20 protein-coding genes are annotated in these 25071 nt (G+C 35.0%); 11 read left to right on the top strand and 9 right to left on the bottom strand.

All coding sequences use genetic code 11. The features are described from left to right. Window positions 1-215: 215 nt before the first annotated feature. Window positions 216-1130 carry a superoxide dismutase gene (locus LRP84_RS04465; RefSeq protein ID WP_230573978.1) on the bottom strand — a complete coding sequence of 305 codons (915 nt, stop codon included), beginning with the start codon at window positions 1128-1130 and terminating at the stop codon, window positions 216-218. A 108-nt stretch (window positions 1131-1238) separates the two neighbouring features. Beyond that, window positions 1239-1730, bottom strand: coding sequence for a DUF3907 family protein (locus tag LRP84_RS04460; protein ID WP_098309452.1), 492 nt, complete (start codon window positions 1728-1730; stop codon window positions 1239-1241). A gap of 561 nt (window positions 1731-2291) precedes the next feature. Between LRP84_RS04460 and mprF the strand changes: the two genes are divergently transcribed. Then, entirely contained in the window at window positions 2292-4868 is a 2577-nt protein-coding gene (mprF, locus tag LRP84_RS04455; RefSeq protein ID WP_230573977.1) for a bifunctional lysylphosphatidylglycerol flippase/synthetase MprF, read from the top strand. A 6-nt stretch (window positions 4869-4874) separates the two neighbouring features. Here mprF and LRP84_RS04450 read toward each other — a convergent pair whose 3' ends face one another. After that, window positions 4875-5645, bottom strand: coding sequence for a DUF8832 domain-containing protein (locus tag LRP84_RS04450; RefSeq protein WP_230573976.1), 771 nt, complete (start codon window positions 5643-5645; stop codon window positions 4875-4877). A 300-nt stretch (window positions 5646-5945) separates the two neighbouring features. On the opposite strand from LRP84_RS04450, the gene deoD reads away from it, so the two are divergent. The 4 genes from deoD (at window position 5946) to LRP84_RS04430 (ending at window position 9775) form a co-directional block, all read left to right on the top strand. Continuing rightward, a complete protein-coding gene (gene deoD, locus LRP84_RS04445; RefSeq protein ID WP_230573975.1) occupies window positions 5946-6653 on the top strand; it encodes a purine-nucleoside phosphorylase in 708 nt (235 codons plus the stop codon). A 312-nt stretch (window positions 6654-6965) separates the two neighbouring features. Beyond that, the gene (locus LRP84_RS04440; RefSeq protein ID WP_230573974.1) at window positions 6966-8783 is read left to right on the top strand and encodes a HAMP domain-containing sensor histidine kinase; all 1818 of its coding nucleotides are present in this window, start codon (window positions 6966-6968) and stop codon (window positions 8781-8783) included. 106 nt (window positions 8784-8889) lie between these two features. Continuing rightward, complete coding sequence (locus LRP84_RS04435; protein ID WP_098309457.1) at window positions 8890-9420, top strand: tyrosine-type recombinase/integrase; 531 nt, start codon at window positions 8890-8892, stop codon at window positions 9418-9420. A gap of 163 nt (window positions 9421-9583) precedes the next feature. Beyond that, window positions 9584-9775, top strand: a complete 192-nt coding sequence (locus tag LRP84_RS04430) for a DUF3924 family protein (protein ID WP_230573973.1) — start codon at window positions 9584-9586, stop codon at window positions 9773-9775. A gap of 146 nt (window positions 9776-9921) precedes the next feature. Here LRP84_RS04430 and LRP84_RS04425 read toward each other — a convergent pair whose 3' ends face one another. The 3 genes from LRP84_RS04425 to LRP84_RS04415 all read right to left on the bottom strand — a co-directional run bounded on the left by LRP84_RS04425 (window position 9922) and on the right by LRP84_RS04415 (window position 15462). Continuing rightward, window positions 9922-11880 carry a beta-propeller fold lactonase family protein gene (locus LRP84_RS04425; RefSeq protein ID WP_230573972.1) on the bottom strand — a complete coding sequence of 653 codons (1959 nt, stop codon included), beginning with the start codon at window positions 11878-11880 and terminating at the stop codon, window positions 9922-9924. A 141-nt stretch (window positions 11881-12021) separates the two neighbouring features. Then, a complete protein-coding gene (locus LRP84_RS04420; protein ID WP_230573971.1) occupies window positions 12022-14085 on the bottom strand; it encodes a hypothetical protein in 2064 nt (687 codons plus the stop codon). A 531-nt stretch (window positions 14086-14616) separates the two neighbouring features. Then, a complete protein-coding gene (locus tag LRP84_RS04415; RefSeq protein WP_230573970.1) occupies window positions 14617-15462 on the bottom strand; it encodes a DUF72 domain-containing protein in 846 nt (281 codons plus the stop codon). Between the two features lie 368 nt (window positions 15463-15830). On the opposite strand from LRP84_RS04415, the gene LRP84_RS04410 reads away from it, so the two are divergent. Further along, window positions 15831-16286 (top strand): hypothetical protein, encoded by a 456-nt coding sequence (locus LRP84_RS04410; RefSeq protein ID WP_230573969.1) that lies wholly within the window; start codon window positions 15831-15833, stop codon window positions 16284-16286. 141 nt (window positions 16287-16427) lie between these two features. Further along, on the top strand, window positions 16428-17057 hold the full coding sequence (locus tag LRP84_RS04405; protein ID WP_230573968.1) for a hypothetical protein: 630 nt from the start codon (window positions 16428-16430) through the stop codon (window positions 17055-17057). Between the two features lie 80 nt (window positions 17058-17137). Here the strand turns inward: LRP84_RS04405 and LRP84_RS04400 are convergent, their stop codons facing one another. Continuing rightward, window positions 17138-19177 (bottom strand): transglycosylase domain-containing protein, encoded by a 2040-nt coding sequence (locus tag LRP84_RS04400; RefSeq protein WP_230573967.1) that lies wholly within the window; start codon window positions 19175-19177, stop codon window positions 17138-17140. 306 nt (window positions 19178-19483) lie between these two features. Between LRP84_RS04400 and LRP84_RS04395 the strand changes: the two genes are divergently transcribed. The 3 genes from LRP84_RS04395 to LRP84_RS04385 all read left to right on the top strand — a co-directional run bounded on the left by LRP84_RS04395 (window position 19484) and on the right by LRP84_RS04385 (window position 22027). Then, on the top strand, window positions 19484-20104 hold the full coding sequence (locus LRP84_RS04395) for a DUF47 domain-containing protein (RefSeq protein WP_230573966.1): 621 nt from the start codon (window positions 19484-19486) through the stop codon (window positions 20102-20104). An 11-nt stretch (window positions 20105-20115) separates the two neighbouring features. Further along, the gene (locus LRP84_RS04390) at window positions 20116-21114 is read left to right on the top strand and encodes an inorganic phosphate transporter (protein ID WP_230573965.1); all 999 of its coding nucleotides are present in this window, start codon (window positions 20116-20118) and stop codon (window positions 21112-21114) included. Between the two features lie 112 nt (window positions 21115-21226). Next, window positions 21227-22027: a sulfite exporter TauE/SafE family protein gene (locus tag LRP84_RS04385; RefSeq protein WP_230573964.1), complete on the top strand. Its 801-nt coding sequence runs from the start codon at window positions 21227-21229 to the stop codon at window positions 22025-22027. Window positions 22028-22526: 499 nt separating this feature from the next. On the opposite strand, the gene LRP84_RS04380 is transcribed toward LRP84_RS04385, so the two are convergent. Further along, complete coding sequence (locus tag LRP84_RS04380) at window positions 22527-22751, bottom strand: hypothetical protein (protein WP_230573963.1); 225 nt, start codon at window positions 22749-22751, stop codon at window positions 22527-22529. 434 nt (window positions 22752-23185) lie between these two features. Here LRP84_RS04380 and LRP84_RS04375 point away from each other — a divergent pair, with 434 nt between their 5' ends. After that, the gene (locus tag LRP84_RS04375; RefSeq protein ID WP_230573962.1) at window positions 23186-23698 is read left to right on the top strand and encodes a Crp/Fnr family transcriptional regulator; all 513 of its coding nucleotides are present in this window, start codon (window positions 23186-23188) and stop codon (window positions 23696-23698) included. 18 nt (window positions 23699-23716) lie between these two features. On the opposite strand, the gene hmpA is transcribed toward LRP84_RS04375, so the two are convergent. Continuing rightward, on the bottom strand, window positions 23717-24925 hold the full coding sequence (gene hmpA, locus LRP84_RS04370; RefSeq protein WP_230573961.1) for an NO-inducible flavohemoprotein: 1209 nt from the start codon (window positions 24923-24925) through the stop codon (window positions 23717-23719). Between the last annotated feature and the right edge of the window lie 146 nt (window positions 24926-25071).

Raw genomic sequence — 25071 nt, 5'->3', positions numbered from 1 at the left:
TTTGGCACTTTTTGTACAAGTGTATGCTTGGACATTTAAAATATGAATGGAAGTTGAGGTAGAGGACTTACTGCCCGCAAACAGCGGGATAAAGTGAAAACTCCATCAGGGAGATTTTTTTATCCCCTACCTATCTTCCTCGCTTCTCTCTAAATCTTGAGGTGGGGGTCTTACTGCCCACAAATAACGAGACAAAAAGACGCATCACGATGCGTCTAATATGGTATCCACTGAAGTTCTTTTACACTTTCAAATCTTTTCTCTACATCACCCCAGTTGACAATATCCCACCAATTCTTAATATATTCTTCCTTTCGGTTTTGATATTGTAAATAATATGCATGCTCCCATACATCAAGTACTAACAGAGGGAGTGTATCCCATTGCGTAAATAATTGATGAAGTGTACTTTGTAAAATCTCTAATCGCCCGGAACGAGGTGCCCAAACGAGAATTGCCCATCCAGAACCTTCCACCTTTGCTGCTGCTTCTGTAAAATGTTTTTGAAAACGTAAAAAGCTCCCAAAATCTTTTTCAATTTGCCTCGATAAGTCTCCATGTGGGCTACCACCACCATCTTTTTTCATATTGTTCCAAAAAATAGTGTGTAAGTAATGTCCGGAACCATGGAAAGCAGCTTCTCTCTCCCAATGCTTTATTAAATCAAATTGATTTGTTTTTCGTGCTTCTGCCATCATTTTCTCTGCTTTATTCAATCCTTCTACATAACTACGATGATGCTTATCATGATGAAGCATCATAATTTCCCTTGAAATATACGGTTCAAGTGCATTATACGGATATGGAAGTGGCGGAAGAGTATGTCCCCCAATCGGTACAGAAGCTTCTACATAATTTCTTTCGTATAATACATATTGTTCTGAATCAGACATTAACGCCTCTTGTAAGTAATGTTGAATATGTTCAACATCATCACTAATTTCATAAACAAACTCCGCATCATAATCATATTCATTTTCTTTAATACGATCTAATAACATTTGAATTTTATATGCAAGCATATGGACATCATACACTTCCGTTGCCCGGTTATCTAATACGTGGAGAACACTTTCGCACCAACTTTCAACTTCATGAAAGTAATCGGTAAACACTTCTTGCTGACTCATATGTCACCTCCATCAATGCTATCCTTTTTAAATATATTCGAAAGTATGAGCGTATATGACGTTTCAAAAAGCAAAAGAAGCTAGGAATCACCTAGCTTCTTACAGTAGTTAATATTTTTGTATCATTTTCGTTTGATAGTCTGTCTCATAATATTCTAATTCTTCGCGCAACATTTGAAATTTCCCTTCTAACTCTTGCATCATTCGTTCAATAGAAAAAGGAGGTTGTTTTTGAAAGGCAATTGAATTCTTCCCTGTATAAGCTGATCGGCTATTTTCATACCAATAATCATTTTTCGGTGAAAAAAACTCTGCAATCACTTGATGATAGATTTTATATAACGTTCTTTGCGCTGCATTTTTTCGAAACGGCTCATTATTCATTACTACGCAGCAAGCATCTAACCCTTCTTCACAAAATACAAGTAAACGTCGAATTGAAGCTAACAATCCAGCAAAATACTGTTCATCGCCTTCAGGTGTTTCTTCTAATAATAAAGGTAATGTATGATTATTTACATATTTTGTGATCACTTCAATTACTTCTTCCAAAAAAACAGTTACTTGCCGCGTTTGATTTTCAACCATTAAATTCGACATGCTAGTTTCTCCCCTCACCATTTTAACGGATTTTCGAAAATTGCTTATGCTGCTATTATTGTTTCTTCATCAAAATATACGCGATATTCTTCTAGCGTATTAATATGAAAACGCTCTAGCTGTTTCTGTTTTTATCCCGCACTAACGGGCAGTAAGACACCCACCTCAAGATGTAGAGAAAGCGAAGAAGCTAGGTGGGGGATAACTGCCCGTTAGAGCCCGATTGGTTCAACTAACCATCAGTGTGGGATGAAGAAAACCCCCACTGATGGAAGTTTCACTTTATCACATAAGCTAGCGCAACATATATGTTTTGATTTTCGATTTTAAAAAGCAGATTTCCTTCAAAAAGAATAAATTCTTGCAAAATTTCTTCAAAATAAAACATGAAACGCCTTTTCTATTCTAACTTGTATGTTAGAATAGAAAAATTTTTTTAATATGCTAAATTACATTTTTTAGTTTATAGCTTTTGTAACTGAATTTTCCTTTTTATTTTTACTGAAGTTTGTCATAATAAAAATATTGCCTCAGTTTTCTTATACAAGGAGAGTTGTCTTTATGTCGTTTTCATGGAAACGTATGTTACAAGTCGGAAAATTTATTTTCCCCTTTGTTGTACTAACAGTTGTGTTTTTTCAAGCACGAAAAGAACTATCAAACATCTCATTTCGAGAAGCAGTTGAAACGATTAAAAACATTCCATCTGGTGGTTTTTTCTTAGCCGTTACACTTGGTTTATTTGCTGTTGCTACAATGTTCTTTTATGACTTTGTTATGCTGCGGCATTTGCAAGCAGATATACCAGTTAAAAAGGTTTTCCGCATTTCTTGGATTGCTAATACATTAAATGGATTTATTGGATTTGGTGGTCTTATGGGGGCAGGTATACGTACAATGTTATATCGTCCTTATGTACAGGAGAACGGTAAACTTCTTAAAAGTATCGCTTGGATGACAACGGCTTTTATTAATGGATTAGCATTATTATCCTTTCTTGGCCTCATCGGCGTAATAGATACAAGATTTGTTTTACAAGAAAAACCTTGGCTATGGCCGGTTCTCATCTTTTTTGCTCTTTTTGTCCCATTATACATAGGTGTTTCAAAAATAAAAAATCGCAAACGAAATACAGAAGAAGCAGAACAAGTAGAACAAAATCCAACTGTCCTCTATTCACTTGTTTCATTAATAGAATGGGTATCGGCGGGTATTGTTATGTATGTCATCTTACTTCTATTTGGAATTGAAGTAGATTTCCGTCAATTTCTCGGTGTATATGTCATTGCAGCTCTGGCTGGCGTTATTAGCCTTGTGCCAGGAGGACTTGGCTCCTTTGATCTTGTTTTCTTAGCAGGACTAGAACAGTATGGATTCGATACGAGTGTATTGCTTCCTGCTATGTTATTATATCGCCTTGTATATTATATTTTACCATTTGGACTCGGTTTGGTTTTTGCAGCGTTTGAAATGACAGGAGCTGCTTTAAAGAAATTTGAAGATAAACCGTTTATTGCACCTGCCCTCGAAACAACTGGAGTCATTTGGACGTTACAACGTGATTTTCTAAGAAAGCTCGGTTCTTGGGCATCTGCTGCGTTAACAAGCTTTGCAGGAATCATGGTGATTTTCTCCACTATCTTTCCAACAAGTATTGAACGCGCCCATGTACTTCATATTTTAGTCCCTAAATACCTAGTACAGATTTCTTTTAGTTTATCGCTAACATTTGGTATTTTGCTCGTTATTTTATCAAGCGGCATTTATCATGGAACGAAGCGCTCCTACTATATGACGATTGTATCCCTAATCGGAGCCGCGATTTTTAATACATTAAAAGGAATTGATTTAGAAGAAACCTTTATCTTACTCATTGTACTCGCTGTACTATATATGATTCGTAAACGATTTACACGTGAAAAAGTGGAGGTTTTATTCTCAGATGTAGTAAAAGTATTCCTCTTTTTACTTATTACATTGTATCTCTACAAAAACCTAGGGGTACTATTTGCGGAAGCAAAGGAAGTGTTTAAACCTGATTTTGTTGTTCGTAATATTAAACAAGTACAACGAAGTGCATTTGCTGCAGCCTTTTTTGTACCAAGCTTTTTACTAATTGGTTCCATTATCGCAAATCGCTATCGAAGTAAATTTCCCGGGCAACCTTTCAATCCGAAACGGCTGCAACATTTTTTAGATGAACATGGTGGGAACGTGTTAAGCCATCTTGGCTTTTTAGGAGATAAGCAGTTCTTTTTCAGTAGCGATGGCAAAGCGATGATTCAGTTTTCTCCTACAGGTAAACGTCTTATTGTACTCGGGGATCCAATCGGACAGCAATCTTCTTTTCGTAAAGTATTAGAAGAGTTTCTAACAGAAGCGGATCGTTTCGGATATATTTGTGTATTTTATCAAATTGAAAGTAAATGGATGAGTTTATATCATGATTTCGGTTACAACTTCTTCAAACTGGGGGAAGAAGCGGTTGTCGATTTAAACACTTTTACAATATCCGGAAAAAAAAGAGCTGGATTGCGTGCAACTTTTAATCGTTTCGAACGAGAAGGTTATACCTTTGCGATTCACGAACCTCCATTTGCAGATGAATTGTATGATGAACTCAAAAAAGTATCAGATGCATGGCTTGGTGGAAAAAAGGAAAAAGGCTTCTCTCTTGGCTATTTAGATCGTGATTATGTGAACCGTGCGCCGGTTGCAACACTTTCTGATGCTGATGGTCAAATCATTGCCTTCACAACATTGATGCCTGTATACCAAAATGGTGAGTTATCTGTTGATTTAATGCGTTATTACCCTAATGCACCAGGTGGAATTATGGATGCTATTTTCATTCATTTATTCCAATGGGCAAAAGAAAATGGATATCACTGCTTTAATATCGGAATGGCTCCCCTTTCTAACGTTGGGTTATCGGCACAATCATTTTGGTCAGAGCGCGTCGCAGCAGCCATTTTCAACAATGTTCGCTATACATATAGCTTTAGCGGCCTGAGACATTTCAAAGAGAAATATAAACCAGCATGGAGCGGGAAGTATTTAGCATTTCGGAAAAATCATTCATTGCCAATTACAATGCTCGCTGTAACAAAATTAATCGGAAAACGAAAAGACAGCTAAAACTTCTTAGCTGTCTTTTCGTTTCTGAACTTGTAATACAAACTGCTCCTCATATTTCTCTCCGTTTATATAAAAAGTACCCCATATTTTATAAATCCCTTCACTCGGAAACGTAACGCGAAATTGCAATTGTCCTTCATCATTAACAGGAACAACGTACAAGAAATGTTGTTTTTTTTCATCTACTATGCGCAGTGCAGCACGTTCTCCTGTATTTGAGCGAAATTTTAGTTTTTGTCCTTTTTCCATTTGAAATTGAAACGTTAATGTTTCCTCTTCATTCGGATGTAACGTACGAAATAAAAGCGATGCTTTGTAAGTACCAATGTTTTTTGTTAATACACTATCTACAGCGATTGGCCTTTGTTTTTTTTCTTCTTTATTGCCTACTATAATATTTTTTTCAGCAAACTGTTTTGTTGTATTTCCTATTTCTTCATATAAAAAAATTGTATATTCCCCTTCTTTTTTAAATTGATACGTGGTTTTATATGAACCATTACCAGCAAACGTTGGTCTCATCTGATACGACTGCGCTAACTGCTTGTCCACAATAAATATCCGAATGTGGTCGTTTACACCACGAATCTCATTCCCTTTTTTATCTTGTAATTGAAATGTAATATGTGCAGTTTTATTTACATCGATATCATCAAGTTGCCACTTCACTTGTTGTACTTGTCCGGTTGTTTCTTCGCTGCTTTTGTATTTTTTCATATAAAATCCGCCAAGAACAATAAGAAGCAAAGCGATAATTCCTATTATAAGATTTTTCACGAAATCACCTATCTACTTTTTGATAAATTGTAACATAATTCAGACTATTTTATATATAAAAATATCTAACCTATATTCTTTTTTTGTGCAATTATTTTATCTTACACTCTCTCCACCTATCTTCCTTGTCTTTTCATAATCTTGAGGTGGATTTTGCCGCCCATAAATAGCAATATAAATAGAAATACACGATTGAAAACACACTATTGAAAACGCTCTACTTCGTGTATACTACAAAGAGAAAACTGCTTAATCGATATTATAATTTATATCGATTGCTACATAATGAGGAGGATATTTATGAGCGTTCATATCGGAGCTAAAGAAGGCGAAATTGCTGAATCTATTTTATTACCCGGAGACCCTTTACGTGCAAAGTATATTGCAGAAAATTTTTTAGAAGATGTAACATGCTACAACAATGTACGAGGTATGCTAGGATTTACAGGAACATATAAAGGCAAACGTGTCTCTGTTCAAGGAACAGGTATGGGGGTTCCTTCCATTTCCATTTATGTAAACGAATTGATTCAAAGTTATGGTGTAAAAAACTTGATTCGTGTGGGAACATGCGGTGCGATTCAAAAAGACGTAAAAGTACGTGATATTATTATTGCAATGACTACTTGTACAGATTCTAACATAAATCGTTTAACATTCCCTGGATTTGATTTTGCGCCGTGTGCAGACTTTGAGTTATTAAAGAAAGCATATGATGCTGGTGTAGAAAAAGGTTTACATATTCGCGTTGGTAACATACTAACAGCTGATGTATTTTACCGTGAAAGTATGGACATGGTGAAAAAACTTGGCGATTACGGTGTTTTAGCTGTTGAAATGGAAACAACTGCACTATATACATTAGCAGCAAAATACGGTGTAAATGCATTATCTGTTTTAACAGTAAGTGACCATATCTTTACCGGTGAAGAAACTACAGCTGAAGAGCGTCAAACGACATTTAACGAGATGATTGAAATTGCATTAGATGCAGCAATTCAATCGTAATTTTCAAAAGAACTTGTCATACGTCTGGCGAGTTCTTTTTTATCTCGCATTAACGGGCAGTAAGACCCCACCTCAAGATTCAGAGAGAAGCAAGTAAGATAGGTGGGGGATAACTGCCCGTAAAAGCCCGATTGGTTCAACTAATAATCAGTGGGGAATGAAGAAAACTCCCACTGATTAAAGTTTCACTTTATATGACTTTTTGAAAAAAACTGTCTCAACAAGCGACAGATTTCCTCTCCTACTCTCTTTATTCGTTTGCTATAATAAGAAGACTACTATTATGGAATTTACAATTTATGAGGTGAAGAAGTGAAAAAAAGAAGCATTGTGTTTAAGCTTTTTCTATTAACATCAGCATTGTTTACTGCTACATTTTTACTCTTTTTCCTTGGACAATCACTGTTTTTAGAAAAATTTTATATAAAGAAAAAAATTCATACGGTCCAAACATCTTTTGAAAAATTTGTAAGTAAATACGAAAAAAGCGATCAGACATTTGAAGATCTTTCAAAGCTAAGACAAGAATTTTATGAAAAAACAAATGCTGAACTCGTCTTACTAGATCGTAATGGCATTATTCAGGATGATAAAAATTATCACATTGAACTTGTTGATAAGTCTAATAAAACATTTTTCATTCCACTCAATAATATTTTCACAAACGATGAATATTCTTCGTTTATAAAATTAGGATTAAACATTAATGATCCAATCAGTGTACAAGGTATCTTAAAACAAGATATGATTATTCCTATTACAATTACTACTGCCGACAATAGAATATGGCAAAATGATAATATCATTTCAGACTTGAAACAATTTGGTATACAACTTCAAGATGTGAAAAGAACTTTATATACACAGGATTACGGTGTTGGTGTTAGCAAATTTGAAGGTACTATTTCAAAACTGCACATTCCTACCTCAACTGATATTCGTCTTGCAAATAAAGATACATTAATCCAAGGCATTCAGCACTGGGAGCTTTCTGTCGCATTAGGAAAAACAAATACAAATGAAATGACGACGTATACAATGGGCGGGGAAAATGAAGTGAAAAATCAGGTTTTTGTTAAACCCGTTTATAAAAATGGTGAAATAAAAGAATTTGCATTTGCAATGACATCACTGCAGCCCGTTGATGAAGCTATGCTTGTTTTGAAAGATTATTACGTTTACGCATTAATTATCGTCTTTATTGTCATTATTTTATTGTCATTCTATTACTCAAAAATCATTGCAAAGCCGCTTATTAAAATGAACCGTGTTACAAAGAAAATGGCGAACTTTGATTTTTCTGAAAAGCTTCCTATATCAACAGACGATGAAATTGGAAGCTTATCAAGTAGTATTAACAGCCTTTCTGTAAATTTAAAAGATCGAATTGACAAATTGCATGTAGCAAATACAAAACTACAGCAAGATATTGAAATAGAAAGACAGCTAGAGAAAACAAGAAAAGAATTTATCTCTGGCGTATCCCATGAATTAAAAACACCGCTAAGTGTAATCCGTAGTTTCGCTGAAGGCATTAAAGATGGTGTAAGTAAAGATACTACGTATTATACCGACGTTATTTTAGAAGAAACTGATAATATGAACCGCCTTATTGTCGAAATGCTAGAACTTGCAAAACTTGAATCTGGCACATATAAATTAGAAATTGAAGCTTTTTCAATCGGAGAATTAATCCAACAAGTTTATACAAAGCTATTATTTAGTATCGAAGAAAAAAATTTACACGTAGAGCTTGCATTAGATCCAACTATTTATGTACAAGCAAATCGCAATCGCATTGAACAAGTTGTCGTCAATCTATTAAGTAATGCAATTCGTTACACACCAGCTGGGAAACAAGTAAAGCTATCTGTCATTGAGTATGAAGAAACGGTAAAAGTAGAAATTGAAAATAACGGTACGCCGATTCCTGAAGAAAGCTTAGATAAAATATGGGACCGTTTCTATCGATTAGACGCATCCCGTAGCCGTCATACAGGTGGAACAGGCCTAGGCTTATCCATTGTAAAAAATATTTTAGAACTTCATCATGCCGATTACGGTGTGTATAATAAAGAAAATGGTGTTGCCTTTTATTTCGACTTACAAAAAGCAAAAGAAGTCAAATAATTTGTTCTAATTTCACGAGGAGTTCACATGAAATTCACATACTCCCTTTATAGTAATAACTAGTTAATCCTTTCCTTTACACATATAAAAGAGGAGAGTGCGTGAAATGAAACAAGTAGGACAACCAATTCAAAATGAAAAACAATTAGAAAAAATCAAAGATATACTATTACAATCATCGAAGCGTGATGCTTTATTATTCGTGTTAGCTGTGAATTCAGGATTAAAAGTAAGCGAGATTTTACAATTAAAAGTTGGCGATGTTATTGATGAAAATGAACATGTTCGTCATTCTATTTTGTTCTATAATGACAAAATGAAAAAACATAAATGGTTCGCTGTAAATGAAGAATTGCAACATACTATCGAACAATACATGAAAGAGCGAAAAGTATGGAAACGAAATGAACCATTATTAAAATCTCAAAAGGGAACAAAGTCTATTACAAGACAACACGCTTGGTACATTTTAAATAAAGCGGCAAAAGAAGTTGGTTTAGAAGGGATTAGCTCACATACACTTCGCAAGACATGGGGATATTGTGCTTACAAATCTGGTGTAGATATTGCATTTTTACAACACTTTTTTGATCATAACACCCCATCCAAAACTTTAAAATACATCGGTATTGCTTAGTCATAATTACTGTAAATAGATTTTAAAAAAGGTAACTATTTTGTAAATAGTTACCTTTTTTAATCCAATAAACTCTATTGTTTTCTTTACCATCTTAATATATCTTTCTCTTTTCTTGTTTCTCCTATCTTCTAGTGATACTCTAGTAGTAGGGGGGAGAAATATGAACACATTAACAATTGAATTACCTAAAGAAACATTGGAAAAACTGCAATTATTACAACAAGCTCACAAACAGAAAACAGGTGCTGTCGTTACCGAAAGCACACTCATTCAATCTCTTATATCAAGAGAATTTATTCAAGAAATTACACCGTTTGATTTACAGAAATATGTACAACAAAAAGAACAGTGATAAAGTTCAACTTTGATTAGTAAGCGTTTTCTCCACTGATTATTAGTTGAATCAAACTTGCCATTATAGGCAGTAAGACTCCCACCTCTCTTCTTGATGGTGGGAGTCTTACTGTTCGAAAATAGCGGGATAAACACCGCTATTTTCTATTGAATTGACTTTACATATTCCGCAATTGCATGAACTTCCTGCTTTGATAGCTGTGGCTTTTCTTCATATTGATGCTTTTCTACTGCCTCTTCAACGTTTTTCGCACTACCATCATGTAAGTACGGTGCTGTCGCCCATACACCGCGAAGTGTTGGAGGATCAAAGTATCCTTTTTGCCTTTTATTTTGGAAAGCACCACGTGCATCCCCATCATAACCTGTATCCGTTTCATTGGCAGTTCCGATGTTATAAAGAAAGTTTGTATTGTTCGTCGTTAATTTACCATTTTCATCAACAGCTTTTGTGCTATTTGTGAAATTATCACCGCCATGACACGTTAAACAATTTGCCTTTCCTTTAAATAATTTCTCTCCGTCTTTCGCAGTAGGTGTTAATTCCCCATTTCCTTGACGATACGGACTTTTTGGAATAGGGTACGAATTCGGATCATCTAAAAAGGCTTGCAAAGCATCATACATATGTTGCACATCTTTTGGAAGTTCTTTTCCAGGATCTAGTTCCATCATACCGCCCATTTCACCTTGTACGGTATGGATATAATCTGTAAAATCATCACGTGACCCATCCCACATAAATAAACCTGTTTTTGTTGTTAAAACGTTACTTGGTACATTTCGCTTCCCTTTTGGTGTCATTAATGATAAACCATTAATTTCTCCATCACTATGACACGTTGCACAGCTCATCCAGTTGTTTCCTGTAATCCCTGCTGCATATTTATCGCTATTTGCACTGTAGAAAATTTCTTTTCCTTCACGCACAAGTTTTGATAAGGAATCTTTTTCAATTAATTTAACTGTCTTCTTATCAGCTTTCACTTTTGCATATGAATCATCTCCCCCTGTTTCTAGGAAAGCAAGATCATGACTCATCGCATTATGAACCACTAATGTATTTTCTTTTGGAAGCAACGTAATACCGCGTGGGTTACTTCCTGGAATGCGCCTTACAATTTGCGTTGCATTTCCTCCACGTGTTAAATCAAACATCATAAGATCTTCACTACCAGACATAACTACAAATGCCTTTGTGCCTTTTTCATTAAAAACTACGTCATATGGATTTGATACAATCATCGTTTGATTTTTTGTATCTTTCACATTCATCGCTTCGAATAATTGTTTCCGCTGCTCTATAATTTCCTCATCTTTTTCTAAATCAATAATCGACACAGCTGGGAAAACTGTTTCTTCAAACTGAATAGGTGTATCTACATTTGTAAGCAAATGTGGAACCCAAGCTGTTTTTCCATCTGGTGCAATAACAAATTGCTCTAATGTATTTGGAATTCCTTGACTCTTTTTACGGTCTTCTTTATCCGGTGAAGATGCAAGTGTAATCACTTTCTTCACTTTATTACTCTCTGTATCTACAACACTAATTTTCCCCTCTAAATAGTGCGGTACATACAATTTCTTTCCGTCTTTTGTCATTGCAAGCGTACGTGGGCGATCACCAATTTCAATCTTTTGCACTGTTTTCTTCTTCTCAAGATCAATAACTGATACATTACCGGAGCGAAAATTCGATACATATAACTTCGTTCCATTTGGATTTGTAACAACACCAAATGGTTCAATTTCAGTTGGAATTCGATCAATGACTTTCTTCTTATCAAGTGAAACAACATCAACTTTATTATCGTACATACAAGAAACATATAATTTCGTTCCATCCGGACTGATTGTTAATTGTCTCGGTTCTTTACCAACTGGAATCTCTGACACTACTTTTCTACTTTTTGCATCCATAACTGTTACTGTATTAATATCAATATTTGCTGTATAAATCCATTTCCCATCAGCACTCGTTACAATGTTATTACTATGAACAGCAGTATTGCGCTTCTCTTCTTTTCCTAATGTTTTTACCCCACAACTAGCAAAAATCCCTATACATAGGAGTAATACAACCGCCATAAACAATCGCTTCATTATCTAACCCTTCTTTCTCACTCATCCGAGCATTCCATGTTATCTATATCTTCTACTGATGGAAAATTGACTTTGTTACACCCTTTTTTCACAAAAACCGAACAAGTTTATCAACTTGTTCGGTTTATTAATATCATAAACTTATTTTTCTTTCTTCACTTCAACATTTACGAGAACTGGCGCAATACCATACTTACCATGACCTGATTGAATTTGCGGTACATTATCCTTATCTGCATTTCCAAGCTTCCCTTTTATATAAACATCGCCTGTATCCCAGAACTCACTTGTTTGCATCCCTTCTTTTAATGAAGGCCCATTGATTACTTGATCATAAAAATCAACATAACGAGAAGTAATCGTTTTTTGTTCTAATGAATCATATTTCGTTTTATCCGCATCTGTATTACTTAAATTTTGCAATGCAACACGCAACACTGCTGATACACTTCCAGCTGTATAAGGCGTATATTTCATTTCACCTTTTTTCGTTTCATATGCATGTGCTTCTTTGTTCCACATTTTACGATCTACTAAATCATATAGTTTACGCGCTTCTTCGCGATACGTTTCATCTTTCGTTGCTAAAAAGGCCGCTGTTAATCCTCGGATTGCTCCAAGCTGTGCTTCTAATGTCACAGGTTCAGTATCTTGCCCTTTTCCAATTGTATAGCTATTTGCCATAAAACCATCTTTTGTTTTCATATTCTTTAATAAGAAATCTGCTTGCGTTTTAATCATATTAAGAGCACGTTTTCCTTCTTCTGTTTGTAAGCCTTGTGCCTCTGCCCCGCTTGCATATCCAACCGGCATACCATCAATGGCACGCTGGAATATACGAAGTGCTTCTACCATATAACCTGCATCAAACGTATCAATACGTTTGCCTTGTTCTGTTCCGCTATGCTCTGTAACAAATGCACCTGTTTCTTTATTATAATGCATTGCTTCAATATTTTTAAAGACTTGTAACATGACATCACGATTTAAAGAGTAAGGGTCGTCTGCTTTTACATCATTCGCTGCATCAGAGTCTGTATTTTCTGCTACTGCTTTTGCAAAAGGCGCACCGTCAAATGTTGCTTGGAACGCTGGATTCACATTTTTATTATCTGGACGCTGATCTGTCATTCCGAAAAATTCAGCAGTTGGCCATAACATCATCCATTGATCGCGAAGCATACTACGTGCATCTTTTACTTCTAATTGACCAGCTTTAGCAATGCCATTCTTTTCATCTTCATTTACTTTAATCTCATGAGGTAAGTAAACAAGACCACTCTCAGGACTATACTTGCTTCCTGCCCCATTCGTTAATTGTTTTGTATTTGCATCATAGAATAGACCATCGCGAATATATGAAAGTTTATTCCAAATTTCTTCTGTTAAAATAACACCTTGCATACCATCAGCACTACTTACTCCAAGGCGAATATTCGGATCTTGATCTTGCGTATTTGATGTAGCTTCTAATTCTTCGTCCTTATCTACTGTATGGAAACCACCTAAAAAATCTCCCGCCCATAATGCTTGCTTTAAGAATGCTGAACCATATGCGGCTGGTGTTAACGTTTTATTCATTTTCGAACGATCCCAGCGCAATGTTTTAAAATCCATTTGGAAGGCTGGTACATACGTCTTATCATCATTTTCTGCATATATAGACGTATCTACTTTTTGCGTATAATGAGGATCACCGCCGGCATATTCCATAAATGTCGGATACATATTTGCAAAAATTTCTTTATGTGGATATCCTACACTATCTGCTAGTGTATAAAATCGCTCTTCTAGCCAAGACGGCGCTTCTTTATTTGTTTCTTTTGTCATCTTCTGTACAATTGGTGCATGAAGTAAATGGAAGCCAAGTCCTGATTTTTCTACTACCTCATACATTCCTTCTTCTGAGTACTCATAAGACTCGATTCCAGCCATATAATCAAATTTCGTTGGTTTATTTTGTTTTTGTGCATCTAAAAGATCTAAATCTAATCCTAAGCTTTCTGCTAACGGTTCCCCAGCTAATTCAAATTCTGCATATGCAAACATGTTTGCAGCTGTATCAAATGTATAGTCCGTTACTGGTACAACATATGTACTTTTTTCTTTTGCCGTCGTCTCTTCCTTTTTACCTGTACACCCTACTGAAAGTAACAGTGAGGAAACAACAGCAACTGTTGTCATCACTTTCCATGGCTTTTTCATCTATTCCCGCCCCTTTTAACGATACTGATAATTATTATCATGTAAACGCTGTTATTATATTATTAAATCACTCTTTTGTAAACTTTAATTTTTTTAAAATAAAAAATACAAAAACTATTGACAATGATAATGATAACCATTATCATTTATTACGAAGCCAACAATTGATGAATCAACCAAACGCTCAGTAACATTGTTACCCCTCTTTTTTCATAAAGAAAAACACTGTACATTCCCCCCTGTTTGTACAGTGTTTTTCTTTTTATCCCAATTCATGAGGATTTCAATCAATTGAAGATGAAGCCCCCTGATGGAAATGTCACTTTATCTTATTATAAATCCATTTTGATTTTTCAACATATAAGTCGCTGCTATGCAGAAAAAAGGAACCTACACTCACTTTCTCTCTTTGTTTTAACTTCGCATGTAGCAGAAAAAGGCCCTGACCGCTTCTATGCCTGGCCAGCTGCTCTCTCTTACCTAAAAAATGGTTTTATGTCGGTTTTTCAATTTGTATTTATATATTTCACGTCATTCAAATAAATTTAGTTGTTCAGGCCTAGGTTCCCCATACGTAATACCAAGCATATCCATCATTTGTTTTGCATTATCTGCCGCATCTCCGCCAGAGTTATTGTTAAATAAAAGGTAAATTTCCTTTGTTTTTGATTTTAATTCTTGTAATCTCTCTATCCATTCTTCTAATTCCTGTTTGTTATAGCGATATAAACAGCGAACTGCCCTCCAATTCTCTCCCGTATTCAGCCACCCATGTACATTGCGCCCGTGAAATCGAACTAAGGTCATCTGTTCATGCGTTGCTTCTAGTACAATTGGAATAGAACCAATTCCTGCTTGTGGTTCATCACAAATAGTATGAATCCAACCTTCTTGTTTCATAAATTGCAATGTTTGATTACGAAATTGTGGATAAAACCAAGTTTGATTACGAAACTCTAATGAACATGGTATATCTCTCATCTTTTCTTTCGTATAGCGTAATAGATCCACATTTTTCTTTTGACAGTCGAACCAAGGTGGGTACTGGAATAAAACCATTTTTAACTTATTTGCTTTTTGGAGAGGAACTATCGACTCTTTAAATGCCTGAAACATATCTTCCATATTTGCAAAAGGTGTCTCTTCGCGCATATGCCCTGTCATTCCTTGATAAGCTTTCACAATAAATGAAAAATTTGGCGGTGTTTCTAAAACCCATTTCTCATAATTTCTTGCAGGCTGCATGGCATAAAAAGAACTATCTACTTCTACGATTGGAAAATACTCACTATATGTTTGTAGTTTATGCTTCATTTCATATGCATCCTTATATAAAGCGTTATGATCTCCCCATCCTGTTAACCCAATAGAAATCATCCGAACACCATCTCCTATCCACCTCTAAATCTCAAAAACATATTATGATATATGGAAAAAATCCAAATTACAGATTCATTTAATTGTCTCACATTAACGGGCAGTCCCACACACATACTGATGTAAGTTTCACTTTATAAATAATTCATCACACAGTTACAATCTTAACAATTTCTATTCCATTGTTATCCTATGGCTTCTTAATCTACTATAACAAACCGAAAAAAAGTTTTGCTATACAAAAAACTCTCTTTCTTTACTTTTCTTTACTTTTCTTTACTTTTCTTTACCTCAGCTTAACGTTAATTTAACGCTTATTTTGTATAATTCATAGTGAAAGAACTTATACGAAACGAGGGTGAATGCAGATGAAAGTATTATCATCTATCCGCTTTTGGATTATTTTCATGTCATGTATAACGTTATGTTTTGCACTCTTTGTAATTGGAGAATACAATAAACCAAAAGCAGCCTCAAACGAAGGTACCATACCCTATGACATCCTATATACAAAACAAAATCATATACCCCTGGTGCATGATGCGCAAAAAGAAAAGGTTGTTCTGAAGGGGATGGTGATAACCGACGCTACTTCGTATAAACAATTAGAAATAATTGCTAAACAAATCAAAGAAAAATATGCACATGCAAAACTCGATTCAATTGAACTTACAATCCATAATAAAAATAATGGCCAATATTATGATGATCTTGCTTATGAACCAACCGCTAAAGGAAACATTGTCATCTCCTATACACCGGTAACTAAAACCGCGCACAGTATGAATACAAATATAAATATTCAACTCAACAAGCACCCTTAATCTAAAAGGGTGCTTGTTTCTATGTATACGCACATTTTTTATAAATTAGTCAAGTATCCTAGGTCTTGTCCTGCAAAGATGAATATCATATATCGACAAATGATTTAAAAAGAGAGAACTTACATTAAGGAGGAATTATGTATGATGTATCCATACAATCAGTCGTATTATTCTGCTCAAAATGCTAGAAGAAATTTCAAAAATTTAATTGGCACAAACGTTCAGGTTAATTTAGGGGGCCCAGAAAAAGCAGAGGGAACATTATTAAAAGTTCAAAGTGATTTTTGTGTCGTACAATCTGACGATAGTGTTGTTTACTATCCGTTACATCATATTAATGGCTTTGCTGAGCAATATGAAGATGATTCCCAAGAATCAGATGATAATGAACAAAACAACAATCAAAACAACAATCAAAATAACCAAAATGAAGACCCTATCATTGTAAGCGGAACACGTTTTGCAAGTGTTATTAACCGTCTAAAAGGAGAAACTATTCAATTAAACCAAGGTCCGAAAAAAATAGAAGGAACTGTTGTAGGCCGTACTAGAGATCATATTCTACTTGAGGTTGATGGTCAGGTTACGTATGTACCAACGTACCATGTTCAAAGTATGCGTTGGAACTATAATAACGACAATAATAATGATAACAATGATAATGATAATAACAATAACGATAACAACAATAATAACAATGAAGATAACGAAACACGTAATAACGCTAACAGCGAAAAAAAGAAATGCAAACGTTGCAAAAAACGCCGTTAAGACGATAACGGCTCATGTACTAGAAAATAAAAACATAAGTAAATCCCAGATTACTCATTTCATAATCTGGGATTTACTTCTTAAAAGAATGGAATCCATTCTTTTATTTTATTCATCCAATTTTCTTGCTGTTCTTTTCTCTGCTTTTCTTCCTCTTGTCGTTTTTTCTCTTCTTCTTTTCGCTTTTTTTCCTCTTCAATGGTTTGTAAATGTTTTGTATACTCAGCTTCTGGTATAAGCGACAAATCAAAGTTTTTTTGACTTGGCTGCCCAACTGCTTTTTTCATAATATCTTGAAACATCGTTGTCGTTATTTGACTACCACCAGGAACAAAATGTTCGCTATCTGTTTTATCGTAGCCAACCCAAATGGATGCAACCAATTCTGGTGTATAGCCAACAAACCATGAATCTTTTGCACCGCTGCTCGGTCCATCTACAAGTTGTGTTGTACCTGTTTTCCCAGCAGTCTCTACAGATTTAAGTTTTGCTTTTTCTCCCGTTCCTTTCTCTACAACCCCTTGTAATAAATACGTCATCTTTTGTGCCGTTTTTTCATCCGTAACACGAGTTTCTTTTTTATACCATTTCCCTACTATATTCCCTTCACTATCTTGCAGTTCCCGAATCGCATGTGCTTCCATTTGTACACCATCATTCGCAAAGGTCGCATACGCTTGTGCCATGACAAGTGGAGACGTTCCTTCACTCATCCCTCCTAGCGCTAACGCATAAGATTGATCATTATCTTGAAGCGGAATACCAAAACGTTCTAAAGACTTCAAACCCTTTTCCAGACCAATTTGCTCCAGTAGCCAAACGGCTGATACATTATAGGAATTAGCAAGTGCTTCATACATCGTTACATCACCATGGTATACATTCCCGCTATTTTTCGGTGTATATCCATTAATGTCTAGTGGTTCATCTTTTAATACATCATATACCTCATATCCTTGTTCTAATGCTGGTGTATACACTGCTAATGGTTTTAATGTTGAACCTGGCTGGCGTTTTAATTGCGATGCATGATTAAACTGTAAAAATTGATACGGCCCTCTTCCTCCTACAAGAGCCGGAACACCACCCGTTTTGGGATTCATGAGTACAACACCTGTTTGCATAATTTGATCAGAAGTAGGCTTTGGAAAATAATGATCATTATTCACAACATCTTCTACCGCTTGTTGCATCTTTGGATCTAATTCTGTGTAAATATGATAACCACCTGATAAAATTTCATTTTGTGTCAAGTCGTATTTATTCATTGCCTCACGAACAACATAATCAACATAGTAAGGATATTTCCCCTCATATTGATTTTCGACACCATGGTGAAGTGAAAGCCCTTCATCTTTCGCTATTTGAAATTGTTTGTCTGTAATATAGCCTTGTTCCTTCATTAAAGAAAGAACAACATTTCTTCTTGTGATCGATTTATTAAAGTCTTTAAACGGTGAATACGTAGAAGGCGCTTTAATTAATCCAGCTAAAGTGGCAGCTTCAGGAATCGTCAGTTCTTTGACTTCTTTATCAAAATACGTCTTTGCAGCATTTTTAATTCCCCAAGCTCCTTCACCAAAATAAATTTGATTCAAATACATTTCTATAATTTCATCTTTTGTATATGTGCGTTCAATTTTCTTTGTAATAAAATACTCTTTGAATTTTCTTGTAAACGTACGATCTTGTGTTAAAAATACGTTTTTAGCAAGCTGTTGTGTAATTGTACTTCCCCCGGCAACAACTTCTCCTGCTGTTATATTTTTAATGATAGCATTAAAAATTCCACTATAAGATATGCCGCGATGCTCATAAAATTTTTGGTCTTCTACTGCAACAACAGCTTGAATCATAACGTCTGGAATATCTTTACGCTTAATTCCCTCTATTTTCGAAGAAGACAATTTTGCTACTACCTGCTTATTTGCATCGTAAATCACTGTTGGCTGAGGTACTGCATGTTTTAATGCCGATATATCTTGGATTGTAATCATAATGTTCACAAAGATAAACAAAGATAAGCCAAAACCTCCTAAAATTAACAAAAACATCCGCAATTTTTTTCTTGTTTTGAACCACTCTCTTATACTTTGTAATTGAGTGCTGTTCCACTTCATTCATTCACTTCCTCTACCTTACTTTCAAATGTATATATATGGGTAACATCTTTATCTTTACAAATTTTCTATGATATCGTTATAATTCGTCAAGTCTAAGCTACCTTTTTCATACTTTTTGTATGAAAAGGACATTCTATAAGTACGAGTATTACTAAAAAATTGTTAACATTACTAATTTTTCAACTTGTCTAATGTTAAGTTTTTGTAAACTTTTCGATAAAATGTTTTAAAAACCGACAGCTTTTTGGTAGAATGAACTAGCCAATATGCTTTACATAACTATTTTTTGGTGGGGGTAACAATATGGTTTTCAAATCGAAGAAAGATAAATTTTCAGAAATGCTAACGAATATTTCTGAAAATTTAAAAGAAGGCGCACAATTTTTTGTGGAGTATAAAATTAAAAACGCAAGTGATTTAAAAGAATTCTCCATGCGCATGAAAGAATATGAGTCAAAGGGTGATTCATTTATTCACGAAATCATTATGGAATTAAACAAAGCATTTATCACTCCAATTGAACGTGAAGACATTTTGCAACTTGCAATGAGTATGGATGATGTATTAGACGGATTAGATCATAGTGCTGGTCTATTTGAAATGTATTCTATTACAGAAGCAGACGAATACATGATTAAATTCGTTGATGCAATTAATCAGTGTGCGATTGAAATTGCGTCGTCTATTGAATTGATGTCCAATAAAAAGCTACTCGATATTCGTACAAATGCAATCAAAATTAAAGACTACGAATCAAAATGTGATGATATTCGTAGACATGCTATTAAGCATCTATTCTCTCGTGAGAAAGATCCTATTAAGATTATTCAATACAAAGAAATTTACGAAGAATTAGAAGAAGTTGCTGACAGCTGTCAAAGCGTAGCAAATGTTTTAGAAACAATTATTATGAAGAACGCATAAGGAGTTTGATCATGGATACACTCTTGATTTTAACCGTTTTAGTTGTCATTTGTGCTTTAGCTTTCGACTTTATTAACGGATTCCATGATACAGCAAATGCTATCGCAACAGCTGTTTCAACAAAGGCTTTAAAGCCAAGACAAGCCATTCTTTTGGCATCTATTATGAACTTTTTAGGTGCAATGACATTTACGGGTGTGGCACAAACTATTACAAAAGATATTGTCGATCCATTTACATTACCAAATGGTAGTGTCGTTATTTTAGCAGCGCTGCTTGCTGCTATCGCATGGAACTTAATTACTTGGTACTATGCAATTCCAAGTAGTTCATCTCATGCAATTATCGGTGCTATTGCTGGGGCAGCTATCGCTGCTGCTGGGGTACATTCATTAAATTATAAAGGCTTCATTAAAATTCTTGAAGCTTTAGTTATTTCACCGATTATCGCTTTCGTCATTGGTTTTATCGTATATAGTATTTTTAAAATTGCCTTTAAAAATTTTAATCTGACGAAAACAAATAAAAATTTCCGTTTATTCCAAGTGTTCACAGCTGCATTGCAATCTTATACACATGGCACAAACGATGCTCAAAAAGCGATGGGTATTATCACAATGGCCCTTATCGCAAATAATTATCATACTTCAACAGATATCCCTTTTTGGGTACAATTGGCGTGTGCAACCGCAATGGGTCTTGGTACTTCTATCGGTGGATGGAAAATTATCAAAACCGTCGGTGGACAAATTATGAAAATCCGTCCTGTAAATGGTGTAGCTGCTGATTTATCATCATCAATTGTTATTTTCGGTGCAACTTTCATTCATTTACCAGTAAGTACAACACACGTTATTTCATCTTCTATTTTAGGTGTTGGTGCTTCACATCGCGTAAAAGGAGTAAAGTGGGGAACAGCAAAACGCATGTTAATTACATGGGTTATCACACTCCCTATTTCAGCTTCATTAGCTGCTTTATGCTATTACGTATTAGATCTTATTCTCTAAAGAAAAGTCGTCTTCTTATGTAGAAGACGACTTTTTTGTGAACACACATCATTCTGATTCAAAACATTGTATAATAAATGATGTATTTGTTACAAAAGAGGAGATGTTACAGTTGGAATATATTATGCTATTACTTGTTGGATTATTAGCAGGTACAATTGGAAGTCTAGTTGGTCTTGGCGGGGGAATCATTATCGTTCCGTTACTGATTAACTTACATAGCCTTTCTCCCCAATTGGCTGTTGGTACTTCAATTGTTACTGTCGTATTTACAGGTTTAGCTTCTACCCTCACATACATGAAGCATAAGCGGATTGATTACAAAAGTGGCCTTATTTTATTTATTGGGAGTGGTCCTGGAGGAATTATCGGATCGTGGGCAAATAAATTTTTAAATCAAGATTCTTTCTCTTTATATTTCGGGGTTTTTCTCATTTTGGTATCCATTTTACTCATGATACGAAATAAAATGAAACCTCTATCGCTTTCGACCGGTTCTATTATTAAACGTTCCTTTACAACTTCTGAAGGAGAAATAATAACCTATCAGTTCTCACCTTTTCTTGCTATCATTATTTCATTTGGTGTAGGTTTTATTTCTGGTTTATTCGGAATTGGCGGGGGTGTCTTATTAGTTCCAGCAATGATGATTCTTTTCGCTTTTCCAGCACAAATCGCTGTCGCTACATCAATGTTTATCGTTTTTTTATCCGCAATTGTAAATTCAGCAACTCATATTTCACTTGGTAATGTAAGCTGGCTCTATGCCCTTGTTTTAATCCCCGGAGCATGGATTGGCGGGAAAATTGGAGCTTATATTAATACAAAACTAAGTAGTAACGCTATGATCAATGTATTACGCATTACTTTAATTATTCTCGGTACACGTATGATTATTAGTTCTATTTTGTAACGCATTCTTTTAGAATGCGTTACTTTATATACACGTGTAAAAAAATACTCCTAAAATAATACATAATAATGAGCAGATACATAATAAGAGAAGGTTTGAAATATGGAAATTCCTCAAGATAATCACTCCTATGTTTATTACATTTTTGGTATTTCATTCTACTCTTACTTGTAGTAAGGCTTTCCTAAATTCAATAGGTAAACATAAGACTTCCATAAGAGCTTACTTGGTTCAACTAATCATCTGTAGAAGATGAAGAATTCCCATTGACTTTATCATACCGAAAAAAAGCAACATATACATTTACAATGCCCTAACAATATAAAATTGAGTGTTACAAATCATATGTAATTATTACATTATATATACAATCTTTATCCCGCATTAACAGGCAGTAAGCCCACACTGATGGAAGTTTCACTTTATAAACAAAAAACAAGCCGAGAAATACTTCTCTTTATTTAAGAGAGGAGCATTTCTCGGCTTGTTAAGCTTTCCATTAGTGTACAAGCGACCATCCCATAAAATCTTCATGGACTTGTCTTGCCCGTTTATCGTTTCTATCATATAATTCTGCATAACTATCTGTTTCTTCATCATAAGCCATCGTATAAATGATTTTTCCATCTATTTCGACCGATAGAACAACTCCGCCCTTCATTTCTTCCACATGTATCACTGCATCTGCTGAAATCTTCACATCAGTCATTTTTTCATCTAACATGGTATGCCTCCTAAAAAATATTCCTTTCTAGCACCGTCCTTACACATACACACTAAACAGTATACTACTGTAATATGATATATTTCGTCAATAAAATTGATGAACTTTATGTAAAGTGTACACCTTTTATATAAAGTGAAACTTCCCTCAGTGGGGGTTCTTCATCCCCCACCTATCTTCTTGGCTTCTCTCAATCTTGAGGTGGGGGTCTTACTGCCCGCTAATGCGGGATAAAGTGAAACTTACATTAACATGATTTTCGTCCTCATCTATCTTCTTTATTTCCTCTGAATCTTGAGATAGCAATCTTTAGCAGGAGATTACTAAATTGCAGAATACATCCATAAGGTTTCTTCTGCATTTCACAAGTATAGTCTTATGCAAACAATTCCTCTATAATAAAATGAGAAGCAATATATAAAGAGGTGCTTACATTGATTTTACATAAAGGAGAAATACTATTTCGTCAAGGAGAGGAAGGCCCTCTATATTTTGTAAAAAGCGGTCTATTAAAAGTAGTTCGCCTCCAAGAGGACGGCACGTCTTTTTTATTTAATATTATTGTTCCAGGTGAAACGATTCCTCACCACTCTTTAATCTCTCCAAAAGAATATCATGGAACTGCAATCGCTTTAATTAAGACAGAAGTAGAGCCAATTTTATGCAACGCATGGTATGAACAATTACATGCAAATCCCGAATCTTATGCCGATATCGCCCTTCAGCTGCAAACAAAATTACGAATGATGCAAGAGCGTATTGATCAGCTTACAACCGTTTCTCCAAAAGAGAGGCTACTTCGTTTACAAAAATGGTTTACAACATATTTAGGAGACATTCCGATCTATGAAATTTTAAACCAAACAGAAATTGGTCAACTCATTGGTATCCGCCGTGAAACTGTAAATCGTCTACTTCGAGAACAAACAAAAAACGAGGTGAGTTAACACCTCGTTTTTTTTTAATTATTGTAAGCTAGCTGCTGGCCCAAAGAATTCAAAATGAATATTCTCTGGTGTCACGCCCCATTCTGTCAAAGATGCATGAATATGCTTCATAAATGGTATCGGTCCACAGAAGTAGAAATCCGCTTCACTGGAAGGAATAATAGTCTGTAACCACGCTAAATCAATGAAGCCTTCTTTATCATAATTTTTTACTTTCATATCTTGCTCAGTTGGATTAGAGTAGCAAGTATATACTTCTACTTGTTCATGCTCTTTTGCTACATTTGTAACATAGTCTTTCATTGCGTGTACATCACTGTTTAACGCGCCGTGAATAAAGTATACATTACGGTTTGGCGATAGCTCAATTAATGTATTTAACATACTCATCATTGGTGTAATTCCTACACCACCACTAATCAATACAACCGGTAACTGTGAATCCATATTCAGCACAAAATCTCCTGCTGGTGCGCTTAACGGTAAAATATCTCCTTCATTTACATGATCATGTAAATAATTCGATACCATTCCATCTAGACCTTCTGCATTTTTCTCGCGTTTTACACTAATGCGATAGTAATCCTTTCCAGGTGCATCTGATAAACTATACTGACGATTATGTGTATATGTTTCTCCTTCAATATTTAACTGTACACTTACATATTGTCCTGGTAAGAATGAAGATAGCGCTCCCCCATCTTCTGGTTTTAAATAAAAGGATGTAATCACATCACTCTCTTTTTCTTTTTTCACAACGATAAAATTACGGAAATCTTTCCAGCCACCCGTTTTTACTGCAGCTTCTTCATACATCTCTGCTTCTATACTAATAAATGCATCAGCTATCACACCATAAGCTTCTCCCCAAGCATCTAATACTTCTTGCGGAGCATGAGCTACTTCTTTAATAGCTTGCAACAAGCATTTACCAACAATCGGGTAATGTTCTGCTTTAATACCTAAGCTACGATGTTTGTGTCCAATTTGTTTCACAACTGGAATGATCACCGCTAAGTTATCAATATAATTAGCAGCTGCGTATACTGCATTTGCTAATGCTTGTTGCTGTCTTCCTTGTTTTTGATTTGTATGGTTAAAAATATTTAATAGTTCCGGATGCTCAGAAAACATAATTTGATAAAAACGTGTTGTAATCTCCACACCTTTTTCTTGTAATAACGGTACAGTTGATTTTACAATTTCAATTGTTTTTGGACTTAACATACTATCCACTCCTCTATTTCCTTAGCTATTTCCTTAACTATTTTCATTGTATACGATATCAAAGATATAAGTTGTGATTTTAATCACTATAAACATGATGGTTTTGTGAAAAACGTCATTAAGTGAAACTTTAATCAGTGTCCCCC

The sequence above is a fragment of the Bacillus rhizoplanae genome, assembly GCF_917563915.1.
GTDB classification, from domain to species: Bacteria; Bacillota; Bacilli; order Bacillales; family Bacillaceae_G; genus Bacillus_A; species Bacillus_A rhizoplanae.
The sequence above is the reverse complement of the archived record's forward strand: the minus strand, read 5'-3'. Positions and strand labels throughout refer to the sequence as shown.

Excerpts from the sequence above, each read along its gene's own strand:
- LRP84_RS04465 (WP_230573978.1), bottom strand. The coding sequence starts at position 1,130 with ATGAGTCAGCAAGAAGTGTTTACCGATTACTTTCATGAAGTTGAAAGT.
- LRP84_RS04460 (WP_098309452.1), bottom strand. The coding sequence starts at position 1,730 with ATGTCGAATTTAATGGTTGAAAATCAAACGCGGCAAGTAACTGTTTTT.
- mprF (WP_230573977.1), top strand. The coding sequence starts at position 2,292 with ATGTCGTTTTCATGGAAACGTATGTTACAAGTCGGAAAATTTATTTTC.
- deoD (WP_230573975.1), top strand. The coding sequence starts at position 5,946 with ATGAGCGTTCATATCGGAGCTAAAGAAGGCGAAATTGCTGAATCTATT.
- LRP84_RS04435 (WP_098309457.1), top strand. The coding sequence starts at position 8,890 with ATGAAACAAGTAGGACAACCAATTCAAAATGAAAAACAATTAGAAAAA.
- LRP84_RS04430 (WP_230573973.1), top strand. The coding sequence starts at position 9,584 with ATGAACACATTAACAATTGAATTACCTAAAGAAACATTGGAAAAACTG.
- LRP84_RS04425 (WP_230573972.1), bottom strand. The coding sequence starts at position 11,880 with ATGAAGCGATTGTTTATGGCGGTTGTATTACTCCTATGTATAGGGATT.
- LRP84_RS04420 (WP_230573971.1), bottom strand. The coding sequence starts at position 14,085 with ATGAAAAAGCCATGGAAAGTGATGACAACAGTTGCTGTTGTTTCCTCA.
- LRP84_RS04415 (WP_230573970.1), bottom strand. The coding sequence starts at position 15,462 with ATGATTTCTATTGGGTTAACAGGATGGGGAGATCATAACGCTTTATAT.
- LRP84_RS04410 (WP_230573969.1), top strand. The coding sequence starts at position 15,831 with ATGAAAGTATTATCATCTATCCGCTTTTGGATTATTTTCATGTCATGT.
- LRP84_RS04405 (WP_230573968.1), top strand. The coding sequence starts at position 16,428 with ATGATGTATCCATACAATCAGTCGTATTATTCTGCTCAAAATGCTAGA.
- LRP84_RS04400 (WP_230573967.1), bottom strand. The coding sequence starts at position 19,177 with ATGAAGTGGAACAGCACTCAATTACAAAGTATAAGAGAGTGGTTCAAA.
- LRP84_RS04395 (WP_230573966.1), top strand. The coding sequence starts at position 19,484 with ATGGTTTTCAAATCGAAGAAAGATAAATTTTCAGAAATGCTAACGAAT.
- LRP84_RS04390 (WP_230573965.1), top strand. The coding sequence starts at position 20,116 with ATGGATACACTCTTGATTTTAACCGTTTTAGTTGTCATTTGTGCTTTA.
- LRP84_RS04380 (WP_230573963.1), bottom strand. The coding sequence starts at position 22,751 with ATGTTAGATGAAAAAATGACTGATGTGAAGATTTCAGCAGATGCAGTG.
- hmpA (WP_230573961.1), bottom strand. The coding sequence starts at position 24,925 with ATGTTAAGTCCAAAAACAATTGAAATTGTAAAATCAACTGTACCGTTA.